We start from the raw sequence: 21254 nt of genomic DNA on the forward strand, positions 1-21254 counted from the left end.
CTTCTTTATTGTTCGATATAAAAAAGGTAACTTTATATTATAGATATTTAGCGTCAAACTTACTTTTCGGGATACAACAGCCTGTTAAACCGGGATAAGCTTCTTCTAAAACATACTCAACTGATAATTCTTTGATAACAGCTCCAATAATTTTATTCCAGCAATACTGTTTCCTTTTTCGTCTAGGGCAGGGCCAAAAATTCCAATGCCGAACTTTCCTGGTACAGCACCCATAATTCCACCGGATACACCGCTTTTCGCGGGAATGCCAATTTTGATGGCAAATTCTCCAGAGGCATTATACATGCCACATGTCACCATAAATGTTTTACAAATACGAGCGACATCTGTAGGGATGATTTGTTTGCCACTTAGAGGATCGACTCCATCCATTGCAAACACCAAGCCGATTCGAGCCAAATCCAAACAATTCATTTCTATGGCACATTGTTTTGTATATAAATCCATTAGTTGTTCTACATCTGTATTCTCAGCCATCATATTATGCTGTTTTAAAAAATAACATAAAGCCCGGTTTAAATGAGATGTTTCAAATTCAGAACGTGCTACTTCCTCACAATAACCGATTGTTGAATCGTTGGTCATCTCCCGAATGAAGGATAAGAGCCGCAAAAACCGCTCTTCAACCGTGTTCCCTTTAATCATGTTTGTCACAACAAGGGCACCTGCATTGATCAAAGGATTTAACGGTTTCGTAGGAGCCATCGTTTCTAATTTCACAATTGAATTGAACGGATCTCCAGTTGGCTCCATTCCAACATGCCCAAACACATCGTCTAGTCCTCTGTCCATCAAGACTAAAGCTAAGCTAATCACCTTTGAGATACTTTGCAGGGTAATCTTTTTTTCGATATTTCCTGCTGATAGACAGCGCCCGTCAGGATAGTGGATAGCAATGGATAAATCGTTCGCCTTTGCTTTTCCAAGTGCAGGAATATAGTTAGCAACCTTGCCGTTTTTTGTACAGATCCTTGCTTCTTCCACTAATATCTTTAGTTCATCACTAGATTGGCATGGCATATTTATCACCCATAGTAGTATATGCCAAATGCTTTAATAATATAATATACTTGTTATGGAGCATAACTTTTCGGAGCTGGTTCCGAAAATTCTCAGGCTGGTGTGCAAATTCTAATCTGGCGCGAAAAGCAACCTTTCCGGCTCGCAAATCAGGAATCCGGCGCGAAAAGCAACCTTTCCCGCTTGCAAGTTGGAGATTTTTCACATACGTTGCCCATTCTGACGTGTAAATCTCAGAATTCGACTCATAATCATGATTCCCGGTAGCGAGCGCTCTTACTTTTCGTGAAAGACTAGACAAAGGATGATTGCTTTCTTTCCTATTCCTCTGATTTTTGTTTAACATAGAAAAAAGTCGAACCATTACGTGTCATAAAACACGCCTGGTTCGACCTCACTATCATACCACCCCTGAAGAAGTGGGCTTTTTCATTCGGGTAGATCTGTAAAAAAATCTTTATAATAAAATTTCCATACCCTCAACAGCAATGTGAAACCCTCTGTCCTTTACTTGTTTGATAAAGGAGTTTTCTGGATCTATAACGGGGTTGGTATGATTGAAATGAGTAAAATATATAGCTGTTTCATCCACTAAGTCTTGCAGGCGATCCATTGTTTCCGTCATCACCGGATGAGGAATTTCTTTATAATCTCGCCCCATTCGTTCAATTTCTTCTATTGAATAGAAAGTCCCATCCAATAAGCAAATATCTGCTTCCTTGGCCATTTCATATATATCACGATCCCATTCATCCCATCGATCGATATCAGGTATATAAAGGAGTTTACGAGTCGGCCCTTCAATCCAAAATGCAAAAGTCTCAGAAAACTCATTTCGGTGCGGAACTTCCACAGGAGTTATTCGAACAGCTGATGTAAGTTCGACGGGATGTTCATGTGTGATCTCTATTGGATTAATATTTTCAAGATCAACTAGTTGCTTCCATGGTGCATGATTTTCTAGTAGCTGCTTCATTTTTTCACCACAATAAACAGATGTTCCTTTAGCGCCGATCGCTTCTTTTCCTAAAAACATTAATCCAGGATAATGTCCAATATGGGCATGAGTAAGCCAAATGCTATCCATCAATTGTTTTTGTAGCTGGTACTTCATTTGGATAAATGCCATTTGCTCCCTTAAGTCAGGAGTTGCATCAATCAAGTGCCACTCTTTTGACTTTGGTAGAATAATAGCCAAGGAAGAAGCATACCTCCGAAACTTTGCGTCTTCTATTGCTTTTACACAGTTCTTGCAAAAACAATTCGGATGCGGGACACCAGCATCTTGCGCTGTGCCAATGATATTCACGATGACTTCGCTCATGTTAATTTCCTCCTAATGATTCCCTCTCTTGCACCTGCTCCTCAAGATAATCTTTTTTCGTTATCGTCCAACCAGTGAATCCATAAATGATATTGATAAGGGGAACGAGGAAAGCAAAGAATAAATATGGAATAAATTGCTCTACTCCTACCCCTAACATATTCGCTGCAAAAACAGCTGGTACACCCCAAGGCACCAGTGTGATTCCGACTGTTCCTGCCGCTTCAACACATCTAGATAAATTTTTCGTATCAATTTTTAAATCTTTATATGTTTGAACAAATGTTCTTGCAGGTAAGATTATCGCTAAAAATTGGGCACCACTTGCGAAGGCAACGATAAAAGTCGATACAATCGTTGTCGCAATTAATGAACGAGTCGTCTTTATTTTATTGATGATAGGCCGAATTAAAGTTTGGAAGACACGAGTACCTTCTAAAAGTCCTCCTAAAGCTGTAGCAATGGTTAATAAACCGATTGTATTAAGCATGGAAACTATTCCACCATTATTTAATAAAGAGTCAACCTCTTTGACACCGGATTTAGCCGTGAATCCATATGTCATTGTGTTAACAACGGAAGTGATTGATTGACCTTGTATAATAAATGCTACTAATCCCCCCAGCAAGCCAACAGTCATTAATATGGGCAAAGCTGGCAAACGCTTCATCATAAGTAAAATAGTTAGTACAGGTAATAATAACAGCAAGGGATGAATGAAAAACGTCTTTTCGATCCCCGCCAAAATCATATCAATTTTCCCTGTATCTACAACATTTTGCTGTGACCCATTGCTGATTATTCCATATAAAACGAGTGTGATGATAAATGCAGGAATGGTATCCCAGAGCATATGGCGAACATGACTGAATAAATCCGTTTCTGCCATTGCTGGTGCAATATTCGTCGTATCAGATAGAGGTGATAATTTGTCTCCAAAAAATGCCCCTGATATAACAGCACCAGCAATAAGTCCTGGCGGAAACCCCATCCCTTCACCAATTACCATAAACGCTAAACCGATCGTGGCAATCGAAGTAAATGAGCTACCAAGAGTGACGGAAACGATCCCGGTAACAAGAGCGACAGCTGGAATAAAGAATGAAGGGTGAATAAATGATAATCCATAGTAGATCATAGATGGAATCACACCACTGGCAATCCATGTTCCCACGATCAATCCAATAACTAGCAATATAAACATCGCAGGCAAAGCTTTTGAAACACCATTCACCATCATTTGCTCCAGCTCATCCCATTTATAACCACTGATCACTCCAACAAGGATTGTCGCAATAATTCCAATAATTAAAGGAATAAACATACCAGCTTTCCAAATTAAAATAGAAGCAGCTCCTGCAGTCATTAAAGTTACAATAGGCAATAGCGCTAAACCAATTGATATATTTTTTCCCATTTTACTTTTCACTTCCTTTACTAATTGTTTGCTTAACATCGGCACCCTGCTCATCAACGGACGAACTGGAGGGGCTTTAACTTAAGGTAAGAGAGACAGCAGAAGCTTGTCATGACTCATTTCCTTAATAAATTGTACATTTTATTACCAATCATAACGAAGAGGCTTCCATCCCTAAAAAGAGATGGAAGCTTCATAGCACCACCTTCATTAACAAAAAAAATTTATTCACTCATTTGAATAACGGCATTCCCGGACAGAAGCCAGCTCTCTCATTATAATTAACTGAATGTTCGGCTTATTTCCACTATCGACCGAATTTCTAAAATCACTAAACAATCAGTCACTTTTTCGATTCAACGCTTTTATGCTTTTGTGTAAGTAAGTATATTAGTATCTTAATATAAGACCTCTTAGCATGTCAATCGACTATTTTTTAATAAGATCTCTTCAGTCTAAAAATATTCCTCCTTTAAAAGACGAAAAAAGCCCAATTCTATAAGAATTCAGGCTTTTTCCAATTAATTTTTCTATGATTTTACCCACCTCTTCATAGCGGGTTATAGTGTTAATCCAGATATTAAAGATGCAGCGGCATGTTTTTAATTTTTATGTTTCCGATCTTCTTTAATTCGGGGTGACCCAAAAGAAAAAGGTTAGACCCCGCCACAGTTAAATATAATATAGGATAAGTGGAATGAAATACTACATACTGATTTAAAGTGCGAGGTCAGACCCTTATGGAGCACCCTAATCGTTTCAGTTTTTTTATTGATTTATCTGTAAATTGGAGTTGAATATTGGCTTTCTTCTTGGACGAGCTGGAGCACATTTGCAAGTCGCTCTTCAGCCTGAGGATGGAGCTGAAATTGATTATTTTCTGCATACTCAATCTGTGTATCAAGCACGAATGCACCTTTTAATATCATTCTCGCACCTAGTGCTGATAGTACCGGCTTCAAGGCATACTCAATGACTAACAAGTGACCAAACGATCCACCAACGACAAGTGGCAATATCGTTTTCCCCTCAAATCCTTTTTGTGGTAGTAAATCCAGATAGGTCTTCAAGATACCACTATACGAAGCTTTATAAGTAGGCGTTACGATAATAACCACCTCTGCCGCCGCTACCAATGCATTCGCATCAATGATGGATTCACTCTTATAATTGGCGCTAATTAAATCATGTGCAGGCAATTCATGAACATAAATTGTCTCAAACTCAAAATCATTTATAGATAGGAACTTTTCTGCTCTGTCTAGCACTCCTTTTAATCGAGACTTTCGGGTATGGCCTCCATAAATTATGACTGCTTTTGTCATGCCCGCCCACCCTTTCTATGTTTATAGAAATTCTATTATCTAGAAAAATCATACGTATATTATTAGAATGTATAATTTGTTAGAGACTCTATTATTTAATTAAGCATTTTGTTTCAATCCACTCTCTATGAATACTTCCCAATAATGATTTAAGCAAGGAACCAATCCACCAGACCCAAATTTAATTTTCACTTTTTTATCACAGTACTGATTTATACTTTGTGAAAATTTCAGAATGTATTTTCGGCGCTGAGTAATTTCCTTTACCCCTTTTTGGTAGAACCAAGAGTCGATCGTATTGTATACACCACGATTTATGCCAAATTCAGTATCACACCATTGTACAAATAATAAGTCAGGTAAATGTATAAGGGTATTCGTATCGTTTTTCATACATTCACCTTACACATGAACAAAGTGATTTTTATTTTGATTACTCTGATCCATAACTCGTAGTTTTTCTTTAACATAAGCAACATCACTTTGGATTTGTTTAATTAGTTCTGAAATATCTTTAAAAGACCTTTCTTCTCTTACCTGAAAACATATATCTACATTTATATGTTCATAATAGATATTTTCATCAAAATCCAGTAAATGCACTTCGTAGCTGACTTCAGAATGGTCATGAAATGTTGGTCTTATTCCTATATTCATTATGCCTAGAATTTTACTTCCTTTCCAATCGACAATGACTCCGTATACTCCATAATCTAACTTCGGAATTTCAGATAATATCTGCAAATTGGCTGTAGGGAAACCAATTGTTCGACCTATTTGTTTCCCGGAAATGACTGTTCCATGAATGGAAGTAATGAATGAATTCATTTCGAAACACCCCATTTTTAGAGTAATTACATGGTGAAGTTATCTACTTGTAGTCCTAACCATTTATCCCGCATTCACGGAAAGCCAAGACCAGGCTTAGAGGAATCGAAGAAGCGTAGGTAGGGGGATGAAAAAAACCCACTGATTGAAGTTTCACTTTATTTGGCTGTGAAGCCCCCATCGATTACCAATTCCGTTCCAGTAACGAATTTAGCCTCGTCTGAAGCAAGATAGAGAACTCCGTAAGCAACATCTTCAGGATTTCCTAAATAAGGAAGAGCGGTTTGACTGTAAATGTATTCACTTCTATCATCATCAGTAAGCTGCTCTGCAGTCATTGGAGTTATAATATAACCCGGGAAAACAGAATTCACTCGAATATTACTTTTTGCATAATCAATGGCTGTATGTCTTGATAGGGATCTAACAGAACCCTTTGAAGCAGCATATGCAGCAGAACTACTACCGCCTACAAGACTATCGATAGATGAAATATTAACAATCGAACCCCCACCCGTTTTAAGCATTTCTGCAATGGCATATTTCATCCCTAAGTAAACTCCTGTTGAATTGATGTTCTGAATCTTATTCCATTCATCTGATGTACAGTTTTCAATATTATTTGAGATAATGACCCCTGCATTATTCACAAGAATATCTACTTGCCCATAGTTTTCAACAGTATGTTCTATTACTTTTTTCCACTCTTCTTCTGAAGACACATCAAGTCTTATGGCAACTGCTTCTCCACCAAAATCTCGTATGTCTGAAACTACCTGTTGGAGAAGATCCATTTGTACATCGACCGCTACAACTTTTGCTCCTTCTTTTGCAAAAATTTCAGCTTCACAGGCACCTTGGCCACTGGCTGCTCCTGTAATGATCGCTACTTTTCCGTTTAAACGCCCCATTTTAAAACACCTCTTAACAATTTATTGGAAGAACTTGATTAAAAATAACAACGCCAAATACAAGAACGATTAATAGTACACGATACGGTTCTGCTCTAATCTTGGAAGAACTTCTTCCTTTAGCAGTCTCATTGATTTCTTCCATACTTCTGGATTGTCAAGATAATCATAGCCTGGGGTTAGCAAAGTACCAAACCCACCGGAAATTTCATAGAAATGATCGAGTTTCTTGGCCACTGTATCAGGCGAACCGATAAACCAACAGTTTTTCGCGATATAATCTACTGTTACATCTTCATCTGGAATATTCTCATCCTCTTTAAAGATAGACAATCTACCCAAGCTCTTAAATAAAGGGATAGAGTATTCTCCAAAATGTCTTCCCATCATTGAATGTACCGAATGCTCATACGCTTCTTCATCGGTTTCAGCTACAAATATATTTTTACCAACTCTCCAATCCTCACGATCAGGGGTTCTACCACTACGTTTTGCGCCTTCAACAACGGATTCCCAATTCTTTGATGCTGCACTATGTCGATAAGCTAAACTCATCGGAATAAAGCCCCTTTGTCCTGCGATCTTTAATGTTTCTGAATAAGGACTCAAACCAGCCACCCCAATTGGAGGGTATGGTTTTTGATAAGGTTTCATATGAGGACCTAACACTTTATGCATACGGTCTGTCTTATTAACATTCCAATAGGTACCTCTATATTCAAACGGCTCATCCTCTGTCCAGTATTTAAGGATGATTTCGAGTGCTTCTGCCGTCATCTTAATATTTTCACCGGTACTTCCATCTACGTTGAAAAGAGCTAAATCACTACTTAAACCACTTGAGCCGACTCCAAATAAAAATCTTCCTTGAGCTAAATGATCTAAGTATGCTACACGATGAGCCAGTTCAGCAGGATGATGGTATGGCAACAAGTGTGCTCCTACACCTAGTTTAATCTTTTTTGTCTGAAGCAGTGCTTGAGCTACCACGAGATCAGGAGCAGGAATCGGTTCCCATTCAGCTGTAAAATGTTCGCCCAGCCACACTTCTTCATAATCTAATTCATCTGCATACTTAATCATTTCTAAATCCCATTGCGTTGCATCATAATAAGATCTCTCCGGCGGGTGGGAAGCATATAAAAATAGACCTAATTTCATTTAAAATTCCTCCTAATTTTTTATATTCTATTTTAAGTACGAGGAGATTATTTTTACCAGCGCATACGCGTGTGTAAGGGTTTACATGTCATTCCTTTAATAATTCCCTCTCACTTAAATTACATTTGCTTATTTATTACTATAATCGTAGTATTTACATAAGTAAAATGAATATTTATAATATTAAATATAATATAAACTAATGGATGAGGTGAGCTAATGACCATTTCACGATATGAAGTAATTAGTAGAGTTGTTGAATTAAAGAGTCTTACAAAAGCCGCAAATTCACTCAATTTAACACAACCCGGCGTAAGCCATGCCATTAATAGCCTTGAAACGGAGTGGGGAATACCATTGATCACTCGATCGCGTTCAGGCGTTCAACTAACAAGTGATGGAGCACGTATTATCAAACATATTCGTGAACTATTACAAATTAATGAAGAAATTAAACAAGAGGTTGCTGCAATTAAAGGAATGGAAGTGGGTACGGTCAAGGTAGGAACTTTTGCAAGCGTGGCATCTCAATGGCTGCCTAAGATCATCACTTTTTTTCAACAAAGTTACCCAAATATTGAAATTAAATTATTTGAAGGAGATTATAAAACCATTGAGCACTGGTTAGTAAATAATGAAGTGGATTGTGGATTTTTGGTTCTTCCTGCTTTGTCTAAATCCCTTGAGGTCATTCCATTAAAGAAAGATCCAATGGTATGTATTGTGTCTAATCAAAATCCGTTACATAAACAAAAAAAAATTACATTTAACCAAATTGAGAATGAACCCTTCATTATTCCTAAAGAAGGAGGAGATACAGATGTAACACGGATTTTTAAAGAACATACTATTAAACCAGCTATTAAATATGAGTTATATGAAGATAATGCCATCATCTCGATGGTTGAAAATAATCTTGGCATTAGTATACTTTCGGAAATGGTAGCATTAAACAACTCATCCAATGATTTTTCTATTCTTAATTTAGAAATTGATAGTTATCGTATCATCGGACTTGCTACAACATCCACTACTTCTCCTGCAACAGAAAAATTTATAGAGTGTGTGAAAGTATGGGTGGAGCAATTCACTTAAGATTTCATCGAAACTATTATTTCCACTACAAATTTAGTAATATTTTGAAGAACCTACCTTACATTAGTAATACTAATCCTTACTATCATTTATATTCATTTTACATGGACTAATAATTGGTTAATACTTTAATAAATCACAAAAAATGAATTTTCGATATTTTCTCTAAAATCAATTTTGAAAAGGGGTGACGATGATTGTTAGACAAGATAAGCTTTGTCTGAGGGGATTATTATTTTTATTGATCATCCCCTGCCAATACTGAGGCTTCTGTGTATTAAGAACTAACATAGGGTGCTTTGTTACCGTTTTTAGCTCGTAGAATTTTAAGCGCTTTCATTAAGCGGGATAACAACGACATGCAGGACAATTCACCATTTCACTTATTTATCGTACCAAATAAACTTATGCTACAACGCTTTATTACAAAAGTAAGTTATGCAGCTTATGATTTATTATGGAAGCGAAATATTCCATTTGTAATTCAAGTACTAGAACTGGGGGATGCAAATGTCAAACATAAGGAAACAGCCTCGATTGCCTAATTTAGGAGAAATTATTATTCTATTAGTATTATTTATGGTTGTAATGTTCAGTTCGGTTAGTATATTTGAAATTGATATTTCACTTTCTCTTTTCATTGTCTGGTTCATTGTTATAGGCTTTGGACTTTACCTTGGACATACGTATGATGACCTTCAAGAATCAATTATCAAAGGAATTACGAACGGGCTTCAGGCACCATTAATTATCTTAGCAGTTGGAGCTTTAATTGGAACATGGATTGCAGGAGGCATTGTACCAAGTATTATTTATTACGGGCTTGAACTCATGCATCCGAGTGTTTTTCTACCGGGTACAGTAATTATTTGCGCTATTACCTCGTTAGCCACCGGTACTTCTTGGGGAACAGCAGGTACCGCAGGCATTGCCATGATGGGAATTGGGCAAAGTTTCGGATTACCACTTCCTCTTGTTGCAGGTGCTGTCATCTCGGGATCATTTTTTGGTGATAAACTGTCTCCAATATCTGATACGACTGTATTAACTGCATCTCTGTCCAAAGTTAGGTTGATGGATCATATTCGTTCTATGCTTTATGTTAGTTTACCTGCGATCTTAATTACTGCCATTCTGTTTTACTTCGCAGGATTAATCTATTCGGATGGTAGCTTGGACGTGAGCAAAGTACAAGAAAATGCAAATGCATTAAGCGGTCACTTCAATTTATCCTGGTATTCACTTATACCAGCTTTGATAGTCATCATATTACTAGCCTTAAATAAGCCATCTATTCCAACCATTGCATTCGGTGCGTTACTTGGAGTAATTTGGGCTTGGGCATTTCAAGGGATGGAATTTATTTCTGCATTAAAAACAGCTTATGGCGGATATAGTGCAAATACAGGGATTGAGTTTTTAGATGGATTGTTAAACAGGGGCGGCATCGACTCTATGTCTGGGTTAATTGCATTTTTCTTAGTTGCTCTTGGTTTTGGAGGATTAATGGATCAAACAGGCGTCATAAAAGTTGTCAGTGATATTCTTTCACGTTGGGCTAAAAATGCAGGAAGATTAACTGTTTCAACTATTGCAGCAGGATTCTTTGGGAATTTCTTCGGTAGCGCCGCTTTTGTAGCTCTTATTACAGCTACTAAAATGACAGGAGAAAACTATGACAAACTAAAAATCGAACGACGAGTACTCTCAAGAAATGCAGAGACAGGTGGTACATTAACTGGTGTAATGATTCCTTGGACAGAAAACGCCATGTACATGACATCCGTCCTTGGTGTATCAACCTTCGCGTATGCACCTTTTGTATGGTTTCCTTTTGTAGCTATTACGATTGCAGTGATATATGGCTATACAGGGAAGTTTATCTGGTATGTAAAGGATGAACCTACAGTTGAAGAAGAATACCGGGCACAGTCGCAGTAACAATATACGAATAACTCTTGACTTTGGTAAAAAAGCGGTTAAATCCGTATTAAAACCATTCGGGTATTTCACAGAAACAACGAATTTTGTACTGACTCCCACTATTAGATGGGACAGTCTAGATAAATCACTGGGATTAAAATAAAAACTTCCGGCTAAATGTATTGTTCCAGTAAATCGAAACTTAAATTTCGTTCCCTCTTTTCACTTTAGATTATTTAATTAATAATCTAGTTGTATCTTATTCTCTTTCATTCGGCCATAAAATTTCTCACTCATGTAAAAAAGCACAAAAGAAAGGGCCAGACTCCTAACTACTATATATCGTTTAAAATCGATATATAAAGTGTGAGTCTGACCTTTTTTTATGACAAAATAGGATGTTTATATCGAACGGCCCAAAGCTACTTACCCAGTAATATCATCATCCGCACTAGTTCCTAACGGTACTCGCTTATCCATTTTTAACAAGTAATAACTTGCTGCAACAATAGCAAGGAAAACGACTCCCACAATAAGGGAGATACGAGTTCCAGGGTTAAACCACATACCAACCAACACCATCAGTAAAAAGGCAATTGTTGCATAGTTACTGTAAGGAGCAAAAGGCATTTTGAACGGATGGTTATCCATTTCTACAGCTCTTACCTTTCTGAATTTAAGCTCACTAATAAGGATGACAAACCATGGAATCATTCCAGGTAAAACACTAGCACTGTACACATAAAGGAATAGTTGTGGCGGTGCAAGGAAGTTCAAGACAACACCGATTGCTAAACCTAAAAGGACAGCGATCGTACAATATGCTGGCACTCCACTTTTCGATACTTTTGCAAAGATTTTCGGAGCTTGCCCGTTCAATGCTAAAGTGTACAGCATACGCCCTGCACTGAAAATCCCGCTATTACATCCAGACATCGCTGCTGTGATGACGACAAAGTTAATAATACCTGCCGCCGCAGTAATACCAATTTTGGCAAAGGTTGAAACAAATGGACTACCAATGTCATCTAGTCGATCCCATGGATAGACGGTTACGATGACAAAAATAGCGCCAATATAAAAGATTAATATACGCCAAATGATCGTTTGGATCGCTCTTGTTATAGTCTTCGTTGGATTTTTTGCTTCACCCGCAGTGATTCCGATCAGTTCAACACCTTGGTAGGATGCTATGACAAGGGAAAGCGCGAAGAAGAATCCTGAAAAGCCCCCTGTGAAGAAGCCGCCATTTGCCCAAAGATTTGATAAGCCAATTGCATCGCCGCCATTTCCTAATCCGAAAAAGATCAGACCTAGGCCAGCAATAATCATCAATACAATCGTGACAATTTTAATTAGCGCAAACCAAAATTCAAATTCCCCGAAAGATTTTACAGAAATGAGGTTTGCAGCTCCTAAGATAACCATGGCGACCACACCTGGTATCCATGCGGGTAGATCTGGGAACCAATACTTCATATACATTCCAACGGCAATGATCTCGGACATTCCGACGATTACCCATTGAAACCAATTACTCCATGCAGTCATATAACCTGCTAAAGGATGAATATAGTTACTCGCAAAGGTTGCAAATGAACCCGTAGTAGGCTCTAAATAAAGCATTTCTCCCATAGAGCGCATGATGAAAAATATAAAAAGACCACAGACAGCATAAGCTAACATGACAGATGGGCCGGTCCATTTAATCGTACTGGCTGAGCCCATAAATAACCCAACACCAATCGTACCGCCCAAAGCAATCATTTGAATATGACGTGCCTCTAGCCCTCTCTTTAATTCTTTATTTGCCAAAACTAACTCCTCCAATTGCCTATATTACCTAATTAAGGCCATTATAGACTCTATCTATCTAATACTTTTTCTTATATCATAATAATATGTTCTCTGTAAAAATACAATTGTATTTTTAGAAAACCACTTACCAATATTAGCATATCAATCATTTCCATAAATTATTTTTTCATTAAAATAAGAGTCAGACTTCACATCCTCTATATATCGTTTTAAACGGATATATAGAATGCGATTCTGACCCTGTTTTGACACAAGACTATGCTTCAATCAAAAGTAGTTGATTAAAGAAAAACAACAAAATCATAAAGTGAAACTTCAATCAATGGTTTTTTTTCATCCCCCACTGATTGTTAGTTGAACCAATCGGGCTTTTACGGACAGTTAACCCCCACCTATGCTTCTTCGATTCCTCCAAGCCTTGAGGTAGGGGTCTTACTGCCTGTTAATGCGGGATAAATAAATACTCATTTCTTTACTAAATCAGACGCCTTATCCGCCTCAGCTACCTGATCTAATTCATCACTTACTATATCTTGAGCAGATTTTTTAAACTCAGATAGGGTTTTTCCGAAGGCGGAACCAACTTCAGGAAGTTTTTTCGGACCAAAAATTATCAGTGTAATGACAAGAATAATGATTAAACCTGGAATTCCGATGTTTTGTAACATACTCTATGCTCCTTTTTAAACAAGCTGGCCGCCATTTTTACTATATTTCACAATCCCTTCTGCCGCACGATAAGCGAGCGCTCCGAGTGTACCGGTCGGATTGTAGCCGCTATTATGCGGAAAGGCAGAGGCACCGACGACAAATACATTTTCAGCATCCCACATTTGCGAATAGTTATTCACCGCTGAAATATTTGGGTCATCTCCCATTACGACACCACCTACATTATGAGTCGTCTGGTATGGCACAATATTATAATCCACTAATTCCCCATAATTCATAACAGTATCCGCACCCATTTCCTTCATCATTTTATCACTTTGTTTATTTAAGTAATCGTTTAATTTGCGATCTTGATCCGTAAAATTATAGGTCATTCTTAACAAAGGTACACCATATGCATCTTTAAATGTCGGATCTAAATCTAGATAGTTGTTTCTATGAGGCATGGATGAGCCTTGAAACCATGCATCAATCGTCCGAGTATAATATTTAATCGATTTTTCTTTGAACTCTTTCCCCCATAATGGTGTTCCAGGAGGGACGGGATTGCTTGCAATTGGCCGGAATCCCGATTGACTAACGACAAAAGAACCACCGTGAATAAAATCAAGATTGCTGTGATCAAAATTATCGCCGTTAAAATCATCAACGACTTGACCGAGCGCGCCGGCACCCATATACGAATTAAACCTTTCCTTTTCAAAAAAACCGGTACTACCAGGGTTCAGCTGATAGCAATAATTTTTCCCAATCACACCTTGACCGGTTTTCGGATCGTATGGTTTTCCTAACTTCGATACGAGCAACAACTTTGAGTTATTCATGACATAGCTAGTTAATACAACGACATCAGCTGGCTGGATGATTTCTTCGCCTTGTAAGGTGTCAATATATTTGACTCCCGTTGCCTTGCCGCCTTCGTGAATAATTTCAATCACATTGGCGTGTGTTCTCAGCTCGAATTTACCTGTTTTCATAGCCGTTGGAATGACCGTTATATTTGGAGAAGACTTTGCCCCGTATTCACATCCAAACCGCTCACAAAATGCACAATATTGACAGGCATTGAGTTTTTCTCCATCTGGATTCGTATACGCCTCAGATATATTAGCAGATGGCAAAGAAAACGGGTGTAAATTTAGCTTTTTTGCCGCATCTCTAAACTTATTTGTCATCACCGTATTTTTCATTGGCGGCGTAGGATAATCACTGCTCCGTTTGCCACCTAGTGGGTTGGGCTCTCCAGAAATTCCACATGTTTTCTCAAACGTATCATAGTATGGCTCTAACTCATCATAGGTAATGCCCCAATCCTGAAGCAAATAACCGTCTTTAATTTTCGTCTTCCCGTACTTTTCAATTGTTTTTGATTTAATCTCAAAATCGTATGGGAGAAAACGAAAAGTATGACCATTCCAATGGACACCGGAACCACCAACATTAGAACCCAATAGGAAAGAGCCTAATTGCCTCATTGGTAATGCTCTTTGATCTAGTTTATTGCGAAATGTGATGGTCTCTTTTGACACATCTTGCATCAAATCATAGCGAATGGCGTATCTTAATTCATCATGGATCATCGAGAAATCTTCCGTATTTCGATTCCCGCCACGTTCTAAGCCAACAACGTTTAATCCATTTTTCGCACATTCGGCTGCGATAATTCCTCCAGCCCAACCAACTCCAACTGTTAATACATCGACTTTAGGTAATGTTTTAGCCACTTTTTACTTCCTCTCTGTCTTAAATATGTATGTTCCATACAAGCTATTTTTTTGGTGAAGAAATATGGGAATGTAGACTACTCGGTTCAATTTCGAGAAAATCCTTAGATTCAATTTGTGCCAGATAACTCATCTGATTGCCTGGGAACCCTTTCATTTTCCAGCCCGCCATGTCACGATTACCACCATATAAAGGATCAGCATAAACTCCTTCTAATACGGACATGCGCAGCAAAGTAAAGAAATCATTCGAACTTACACCTTTCATTTTCACTTTGCCTTTTTCAAAAGCAGCCAAAATATCATCTTGCTGTTGCTCGTTTAACTCTGTGAATTTCTTCTTAAAATTCTCTTGGCTAACCGACTGTATTCTAGTAATACCTTGACTAATAATTTCATTCCGTTTTAAATGCGACTGGAAACCTTGCGTTTCTATACCAGGATAAAATGGCCCCAACATATAGTCTCGCGAATTATTTCCCCAAGCTCCAGCTAATTGATGATCGATATAAAATGGGACATCTAAATCAATTGCACCTGGGCCAAGGTCGTCCGCTGGAAAAATTCGTTCAGATGCTTGCGCAAGTACTTTAAAATCCTCTTGCTTATTGAAGAACATAAGCGCTTGATTATAACGTTCTACATCGGCTTTTTGGACAACTTCATTTTTAGTCTTACTCACTTCTGGTGCTGTCGGTATGAACATTTGAGAAATTGAAGCACCCAAAATTCCACCACCTATAGCCCCACCAGCAACATAACCTCCCTTACGAATAAATTGCCTACGGGTCATCGCATCTTTTCTTTCATCATTTTCACTCATCGAATATCCCCCTTCTTCCTTTAATTGATGTACTTGGGAATTATTGTGTTCATTTAGCTTAAAAATAAACATGATGCATCGGTAACTTTTACAAAAAACGCTATAAAGATACAAAAAAACCATCTCTCAGTATAGATGATGGCTGCTGTTTTCCTTTTGATAGGATCACAGAATTGTATCTAGCTCATGCTTTATTGCATGAATCCTAAAATCCAAGTAAAGAAAGATGATTTTTCAGAAAATTCAAGGGAGATTATATGTATTACGTAGGATACGAAAATTAATTCTCCTATTCGGAATATCCACTTCTAATGGATGACGAATTGATACATAAAGAGAGGTTGATAAGTATGGGATCTAACCAAATAACAGACCAATAAAAGAAAGAAACAATAAAGGATGATTATAGATTAAATAAAGTTCCACGTGAAAAAAGGAATATGGGGTGGGTAAGTATAACCAATATTACCTTTGGCATCGCAACAGCCATTTTCTATTTTTAAATAGGAAGTGTTATGGCACTTCCATTTGGCGCCATTAATGCGATTCCACTTATGCCATCATCGTTGCTGGGATACTCGGAACATTCATTGCTTATCTTTCGGAAAAATCTGGGATGAACGTCAATTTTTTATCGAGAGGCGGTAGATTCGGCTATATCGGCCATCGTTAACCTCGTTCATTTATGCCACAAACTTCATTTTAGCCAGTTAAATCCGAAGAAGTCTTCTTTCTAAACATTCAAATCAATCTTCCAATAACCCCTTCCTCATCTTTTCATAATAAATTGCTTAGTACTTGAATACTATGCTAATGAGCTGATCAATTCTCTATAAAAAAATAAATCGCTCACCCCACTTGCCTAACACCATAAAAGGTTCTTTTTCATAAGATACAGATAAGAACAGATTTTTGGATTCATTAATTGGCGAAGAAAGTTGTGATATGACCATATGAAAAACGATTTGAGTAATCAGTACCTGTTTAAAAATTTACAGGAAAATGCGATGTCATTTGACCAGGTTTTTGAGCAAATTGTGAAGTTCATGCAATCGCAGCCATGTAGTAACTTTCGATTAATGGTAGGAACAGATTCTCAAGTTCATCAGACACATACGATCTTTATAACAGGAATTGTCATATTTAATGAAGGAAATGGTGTATGGGCTTGTATTAGAAAAGTCATGATTCCAAGGAGAATGCTGCATTTGCATGAACGAATTTCCTATGAATTATCTTTATCAGAAGAAATTGTTTCCTTATTTACAGAAGAAAGAAAAAGTCAATTAATCGATATCGTTCTCCCTCACCTTTATCAAGGAGCGACATTTACGATGGAAGGCCATATTGATATTGGTGCTGGAAAAAAGAATAAAACAAGTGAATTTGTAAATGAAATGGTAGCAAGAATGGAAGCCATGGGTGTCGAACCGAAAATTAAGCCGAATGCTTTCGTCGCTTCAAGCTACGCAAACCGTTATACAAAATAGAGTGTTATTGCCTAATTATTACGGACAAAATAAGTTTTATTTAGGGTAGAAAAAAGGTGGGCACCAGGCAATCGCATCGTCGTCAAATGACCCTCCATCGTTCAACTAAAAATAGTGCTAAATCTGAAAGAAGCAGAGCCAATGAACGATCATATTATTTTAGAGAGGTTTCGAGAATTTCTTGTCGATGCAGTATGGTAACATGCTAGATTATCAAAATTATAGGATGAAGAACATAAAATTGGATTCAGTACATTAAGTGAATCAATCAAAAAAACGGACAAGCTAAGGTCCTATTTTTAGACTGGAGCGAACATAGAAAAACGTATCATGTACTACTGAATTAACCTCTACTGTACATACAATACCAGCTCACCAGTCCCTACATGATATTCCTCTTCAAACACCTTAAAAGTTTCTGATTGAGATCCATACTAAACGAGCAAAACTATACCCGCTTTTTTATGTGTTAAAATAAAGGTATTTAAAAGGTAGGTGGCACTAGATGCAAACACTTCAGTATGAATCATCGTGGGATAAGACCATATCCAATAAAGATCGTAAAACTATTGAGGACATTTTTCTAGAAACGAGTTTGCCGAATCATAGTCTTATTCAATTCACTCCTTTATGGCAAGCGATGAATCATAAAGACGAATTATTGGTCACCGTGCTTGTCCATAATTTCAGTCACCAAGTATGTTCATTTATTAGCAAAAAACTGCGTTATCTTGAAAACAACGAAATCATTGCTGAGCATACTTTCACCCTCCCTTCACTAACTGTTCCGCCAGAAACGAGTATGCCATGGACATTCATTTTTCCTGTTGAAAGCCTGAAGAGTCATGGATCATTAGAAAATGGTCGTTTAGTATGTTTTAATGCTGTTTAAATTCAGTGCTTGTCTTCCATGCATTTAGAATGATGATTTTCTTTTTCAAAAAAAACAGCAGAGGCTTAGACACGAGACTGGACCTTTGACGTCTAATAGATTCTTCACATGAAGTTTTTTTCATGTTCTGCAACTCAAATATTGGCTCTTAAATTTGTTTGCAGTTGGTCAACTGCAAACAATGCTTCCTTGTCCTGATAAACATCACCAGGATTATTCCCTTTTCCTAGAATATATCCTTCAAAAATGGTGTAGGACAACTAGGTTCCATTTATGATGTTAAGGCCGCAAAATTATTCTATGTGAGCAAAGATCAGGGTGCAAAAGAGATCATTCCACTGGAAAGCAGAACGCTCACTGACAGCTTAATATCCATTGACACCATTTCATGGTATCAAACAGAAGAATTTACGAGATTAGCACATCAATGTTTTGATCTTAGATATTTTGGATGTAGTGGGATTGAGTCCATTCATATCATCGAAGATAAATTCGATGCTTATATTAACAAACACGCTGGAGCATGAGATTTAGCTCTGCAAATCGTTTTTGCAAACAAACTTGGATTAAAACCAGTAAATTTGATGGTTCGCCTGTAGATTACTTAAAGGGCGGCGAATTTATCCTTGCAAATGAAGGATGTTATCATGAGTTATTAACCATCTTTTCAAACAGATCATAAACAGAAATAGTTGATCTAAGAAAAATAACAAAGAGGCAATAAAAATCGTTAAAAATTGGTGACATTAAAGAAGTTGAAATTGCACTACAACATTCAATCATCGTGAGCATGATTGAAAATGATTAGCATTACTATGGAGCTATATCACAAAAGTGAATCACATAAAAGTTGGAAAACAACTATATATTACTTAATTATGAACTACATTTAGAACAGGATATGCAATTATTCAACAGCTTCCTTACATACAATACCTTTATAAAAAACTTTATGATTTTCTAGGAGGGATAGACAATATGTCCAAAAGGAATAGACCATCTTCTAGTTCTCATGATCAAAAAAGACGACCAAATTTTCTTTTCATTATCGTTGATGAGGAACGATTTCCAACGGTTTATGAAAACGAAGATTTGAAGAAATGGCGCAGAAACAATCTGAAGACACAGGAACTGTTGCGTGAAAATGGCATGACATTTTTAAATCATTATATTGGAAGTACGGCTTGTTCTCCGAGTAGAGCTACTCTTTTCACAGGACAGTATCCATCACTACATGGCGTAACTCAAACAACAGGGGTAGCAAAAGGAGCATTTGATCCTAATGTATTCTGGCTTGACCACAATACAGTCCCAACTCTTGGTGACTACTTTCGGACTGCAGGTTATCGTACATTTTGGAAGGGTAAATGGCATCTATCCGATGAAGATATTCTCATTCCAGGCACTCATCATCCATTAACAAGCTATAACCCAACGAACGGGATCCCTGATCCTGAAAAAGAACATACCTATTTACAGGCAAATCGGTTGGATTCATATGGTTTTTCAGGATGGATCGGTCCTGAACCTCATGGTGCAGACCCTCGTAATTCAGGTTCAACTGCGTCTGTTGGTTTAAGTGGTCGTGACGAAGTCTATTCAGCCGAAGTTGTTGATTTAATAAAATCTCTTGAACAAGAGGCAAGCACAAATAACCACCAACCGTGGCTGATCGTTTCATCCTTCGTAAATCCACATGACATCACCTTATTTGGACTATACTCTCACATGCTGCCATCCTATCACTTTACAATTGATCCTTCTATTCCTTTTATTCCACCAGCACCTACAGCCAATGAAAATTTACTAACGAAACCTTCCGCTCAATGGAGTTATCGAGACGTCTACCAACAAGCACTGCAGCCCACTTTCAACACTCTCTTTTATCGGCAGCTCTATTTTTCTCTTCAAAAGAAGGTTGATGATGAAATGTCCAAAGTATTTAACGCTTTGAAGACATCCACTTTTTACGAAAATACAATTGTTATTTTTACTTCTGATCACGGTAGTTTAGTAGGTTCCCATGGTGGATTGTATCAAAAATGGCACAACACATATGAGGAAGCCCTTCATGTGCCTCTTATTATTCATAGTCCTAAACACTTTTCACAACGTGAAGAAACAGATCTGTTATCAAGCCATGTGGACATTATTCCTACTTTATTAGGACTCGCAGACATTGATATCACCCACATTCAGGAAAAGCTTAGAATGGATCATATGGAAGTTCACCCATTAGCCGGGCGAGACCTTACACCATTACTTAAAGGAAAGCTCAAATTTCCGCGCGCCCATGAACCCCTTTACTTTATGACGGACGATGATGTTACAAGGGGATTGAATCAGGTTAGCCTAACTGGTCAACCGTACGATTCAGTAGTACAGCCTAATCATATAGAATCAGTGATTGCTAAACTACGAACTGGAGGGAATGAGAAAGAGGAAATCTGGAAATTTTCCCGTTATTTCGATAACCCGCAATTTTGGAGTAACCCAGGCATGGAAGATCATATCACTACTACAATATACACAGCTCCTGTATCAGAAAACACTCAATCTGAAATTTGTTTCACTAGTACTAAAACACAACCCGTTCCTGATCAATTCGAGTTATATAATTTAACAAAAGATCCACTTGAAGAGATCAACCTTGCCCACCCTCTTCATGAAACGCCTGAATCAAAGACCATTCAGCAAATTTTAATAAGAAGCCTCAAAGAACAAGGCCGCCAAAAAAGGCGATTTCCTACTAGCGGAAATGATCCAGGTATACCTTCATGTGACAGCTAGTTTTTTCTTTCTAGATTGGT

At 37.6% G+C, this 21254-nt stretch carries 21 protein-coding genes and 1 pseudogene; 8 read left to right on the forward strand and 14 right to left on the reverse strand.

From position 1 onward, the window contains the following. Positions 1 to 105: 105 nt before the first annotated feature. The 9 genes from glsA to ACIQZI_RS15185 form a co-directional block, all read right to left on the reverse strand. A complete protein-coding gene (glsA, locus tag ACIQZI_RS15145) occupies positions 106 to 1041 on the reverse strand; it encodes a glutaminase A (protein ID WP_062183969.1) in 936 nt (311 codons plus the stop codon). Continuing rightward, the gene (locus ACIQZI_RS15150) at positions 1025 to 1387 is read right to left on the reverse strand and encodes a hypothetical protein (protein WP_403074361.1); all 363 of its coding nucleotides are present in this window, start codon (positions 1385 to 1387) and stop codon (positions 1025 to 1027) included. Before ACIQZI_RS15150 ends, glsA begins: the two co-directional genes overlap by 17 nt. Before the next feature lie 111 nt (positions 1388 to 1498). After that, positions 1499 to 2365 carry an MBL fold metallo-hydrolase gene (locus ACIQZI_RS15155; RefSeq protein WP_403074363.1) on the reverse strand — a complete coding sequence of 289 codons (867 nt, stop codon included), beginning with the start codon at positions 2363 to 2365 and terminating at the stop codon, positions 1499 to 1501. Position 2366: 1 nt separating this feature from the next. Then, positions 2367 to 3821 (reverse strand): Na+/H+ antiporter NhaC, encoded by a 1455-nt coding sequence (gene nhaC, locus ACIQZI_RS15160; RefSeq protein WP_403074365.1) that lies wholly within the window; start codon positions 3819 to 3821, stop codon positions 2367 to 2369. Positions 3822 to 4558: 737 nt separating this feature from the next. Then, positions 4559 to 5107, reverse strand: coding sequence for an NADPH-dependent FMN reductase (gene ssuE, locus ACIQZI_RS15165; protein ID WP_403074367.1), 549 nt, complete (start codon positions 5105 to 5107; stop codon positions 4559 to 4561). A 99-nt stretch (positions 5108 to 5206) separates the two neighbouring features. Next, positions 5207 to 5500 carry a hypothetical protein gene (locus ACIQZI_RS15170; protein ID WP_403074369.1) on the reverse strand — a complete coding sequence of 98 codons (294 nt, stop codon included), beginning with the start codon at positions 5498 to 5500 and terminating at the stop codon, positions 5207 to 5209. 9 nt (positions 5501 to 5509) lie between these two features. Beyond that, on the reverse strand, positions 5510 to 5935 hold the full coding sequence (locus tag ACIQZI_RS15175; protein WP_403074371.1) for a riboflavin kinase: 426 nt from the start codon (positions 5933 to 5935) through the stop codon (positions 5510 to 5512). A gap of 158 nt (positions 5936 to 6093) precedes the next feature. After that, positions 6094 to 6846 (reverse strand): SDR family NAD(P)-dependent oxidoreductase, encoded by a 753-nt coding sequence (locus tag ACIQZI_RS15180; protein WP_403074373.1) that lies wholly within the window; start codon positions 6844 to 6846, stop codon positions 6094 to 6096. A 69-nt stretch (positions 6847 to 6915) separates the two neighbouring features. Beyond that, entirely contained in the window at positions 6916 to 8007 is a 1092-nt protein-coding gene (locus ACIQZI_RS15185) for an LLM class flavin-dependent oxidoreductase (protein ID WP_403074375.1), read from the reverse strand. A gap of 219 nt (positions 8008 to 8226) precedes the next feature. On the opposite strand from ACIQZI_RS15185, the gene ACIQZI_RS15190 reads away from it, so the two are divergent. From ACIQZI_RS15190 to nhaC (ACIQZI_RS15200), 3 genes are all read left to right on the forward strand, one after another. Next, positions 8227 to 9102 carry a LysR family transcriptional regulator gene (locus ACIQZI_RS15190; protein ID WP_062183990.1) on the forward strand — a complete coding sequence of 292 codons (876 nt, stop codon included), beginning with the start codon at positions 8227 to 8229 and terminating at the stop codon, positions 9100 to 9102. A gap of 359 nt (positions 9103 to 9461) precedes the next feature. After that, positions 9462 to 9647, forward strand: coding sequence for a hypothetical protein (locus ACIQZI_RS15195; protein ID WP_403074377.1), 186 nt, complete (start codon positions 9462 to 9464; stop codon positions 9645 to 9647). Further along, the gene (gene nhaC / locus ACIQZI_RS15200; RefSeq protein ID WP_403074379.1) at positions 9613 to 11043 is read left to right on the forward strand and encodes a Na+/H+ antiporter NhaC; all 1431 of its coding nucleotides are present in this window, start codon (positions 9613 to 9615) and stop codon (positions 11041 to 11043) included. Before ACIQZI_RS15195 ends, nhaC (ACIQZI_RS15200) begins: the two co-directional genes overlap by 35 nt. 408 nt (positions 11044 to 11451) lie before the next feature. On the opposite strand, the gene ACIQZI_RS15205 is transcribed toward nhaC (ACIQZI_RS15200), so the two are convergent. The 4 genes from ACIQZI_RS15205 to ACIQZI_RS15220 form a co-directional block, all read right to left on the reverse strand. Then, positions 11452 to 12840, reverse strand: coding sequence for an amino acid permease (locus tag ACIQZI_RS15205; RefSeq protein ID WP_062183996.1), 1389 nt, complete (start codon positions 12838 to 12840; stop codon positions 11452 to 11454). A 467-nt stretch (positions 12841 to 13307) separates the two neighbouring features. Continuing rightward, positions 13308 to 13511 carry a twin-arginine translocase TatA/TatE family subunit gene (gene tatA / locus ACIQZI_RS15210; RefSeq protein ID WP_403074381.1) on the reverse strand — a complete coding sequence of 68 codons (204 nt, stop codon included), beginning with the start codon at positions 13509 to 13511 and terminating at the stop codon, positions 13308 to 13310. Between the two features lie 15 nt (positions 13512 to 13526). Next, positions 13527 to 15239, reverse strand: coding sequence for a GMC family oxidoreductase (locus tag ACIQZI_RS15215; protein WP_403074383.1), 1713 nt, complete (start codon positions 15237 to 15239; stop codon positions 13527 to 13529). A gap of 43 nt (positions 15240 to 15282) precedes the next feature. Further along, positions 15283 to 16062, reverse strand: coding sequence for a gluconate 2-dehydrogenase subunit 3 family protein (locus ACIQZI_RS15220; RefSeq protein WP_403074385.1), 780 nt, complete (start codon positions 16060 to 16062; stop codon positions 15283 to 15285). 392 nt (positions 16063 to 16454) lie between these two features. Here ACIQZI_RS15220 and ACIQZI_RS15225 point away from each other — a divergent pair. From ACIQZI_RS15225 to ACIQZI_RS15235, 3 genes and pseudogenes are all read left to right on the forward strand, one after another. After that, a pseudogene (locus ACIQZI_RS15225) lies at positions 16455 to 16767 on the forward strand (purine-cytosine permease family protein); the annotation flags it as partial. 248 nt (positions 16768 to 17015) lie between these two features. Then, a complete protein-coding gene (locus tag ACIQZI_RS15230; protein WP_403074387.1) occupies positions 17016 to 17552 on the forward strand; it encodes a ribonuclease H-like YkuK family protein in 537 nt (178 codons plus the stop codon). A gap of 505 nt (positions 17553 to 18057) precedes the next feature. Further along, the gene (locus ACIQZI_RS15235) at positions 18058 to 18444 is read left to right on the forward strand and encodes an SLAP domain-containing protein (RefSeq protein ID WP_403074389.1); all 387 of its coding nucleotides are present in this window, start codon (positions 18058 to 18060) and stop codon (positions 18442 to 18444) included. A 134-nt stretch (positions 18445 to 18578) separates the two neighbouring features. Here the strand turns inward: ACIQZI_RS15235 and ACIQZI_RS15240 are convergent, their stop codons facing one another. Continuing rightward, entirely contained in the window at positions 18579 to 18704 is a 126-nt protein-coding gene (locus ACIQZI_RS15240; RefSeq protein WP_403074391.1) for a hypothetical protein, read from the reverse strand. A 42-nt stretch (positions 18705 to 18746) separates the two neighbouring features. Here ACIQZI_RS15240 and ACIQZI_RS15245 point away from each other — a divergent pair, with 42 nt between their 5' ends. Then, on the forward strand, positions 18747 to 18971 hold the full coding sequence (locus ACIQZI_RS15245) for an FIG domain-containing protein (RefSeq protein ID WP_403074393.1): 225 nt from the start codon (positions 18747 to 18749) through the stop codon (positions 18969 to 18971). Positions 18972 to 19422: 451 nt separating this feature from the next. Beyond that, entirely contained in the window at positions 19423 to 21234 is a 1812-nt protein-coding gene (locus ACIQZI_RS15250; protein ID WP_403074395.1) for a sulfatase-like hydrolase/transferase, read from the forward strand. Positions 21235 to 21254: the final 20 nt, after the last annotated feature.

The sequence above is a fragment of the Peribacillus sp. NPDC096379 genome (assembly GCF_044762875.1).
Classification (GTDB): domain Bacteria; phylum Bacillota; class Bacilli; order Bacillales; family DSM-1321; genus Peribacillus.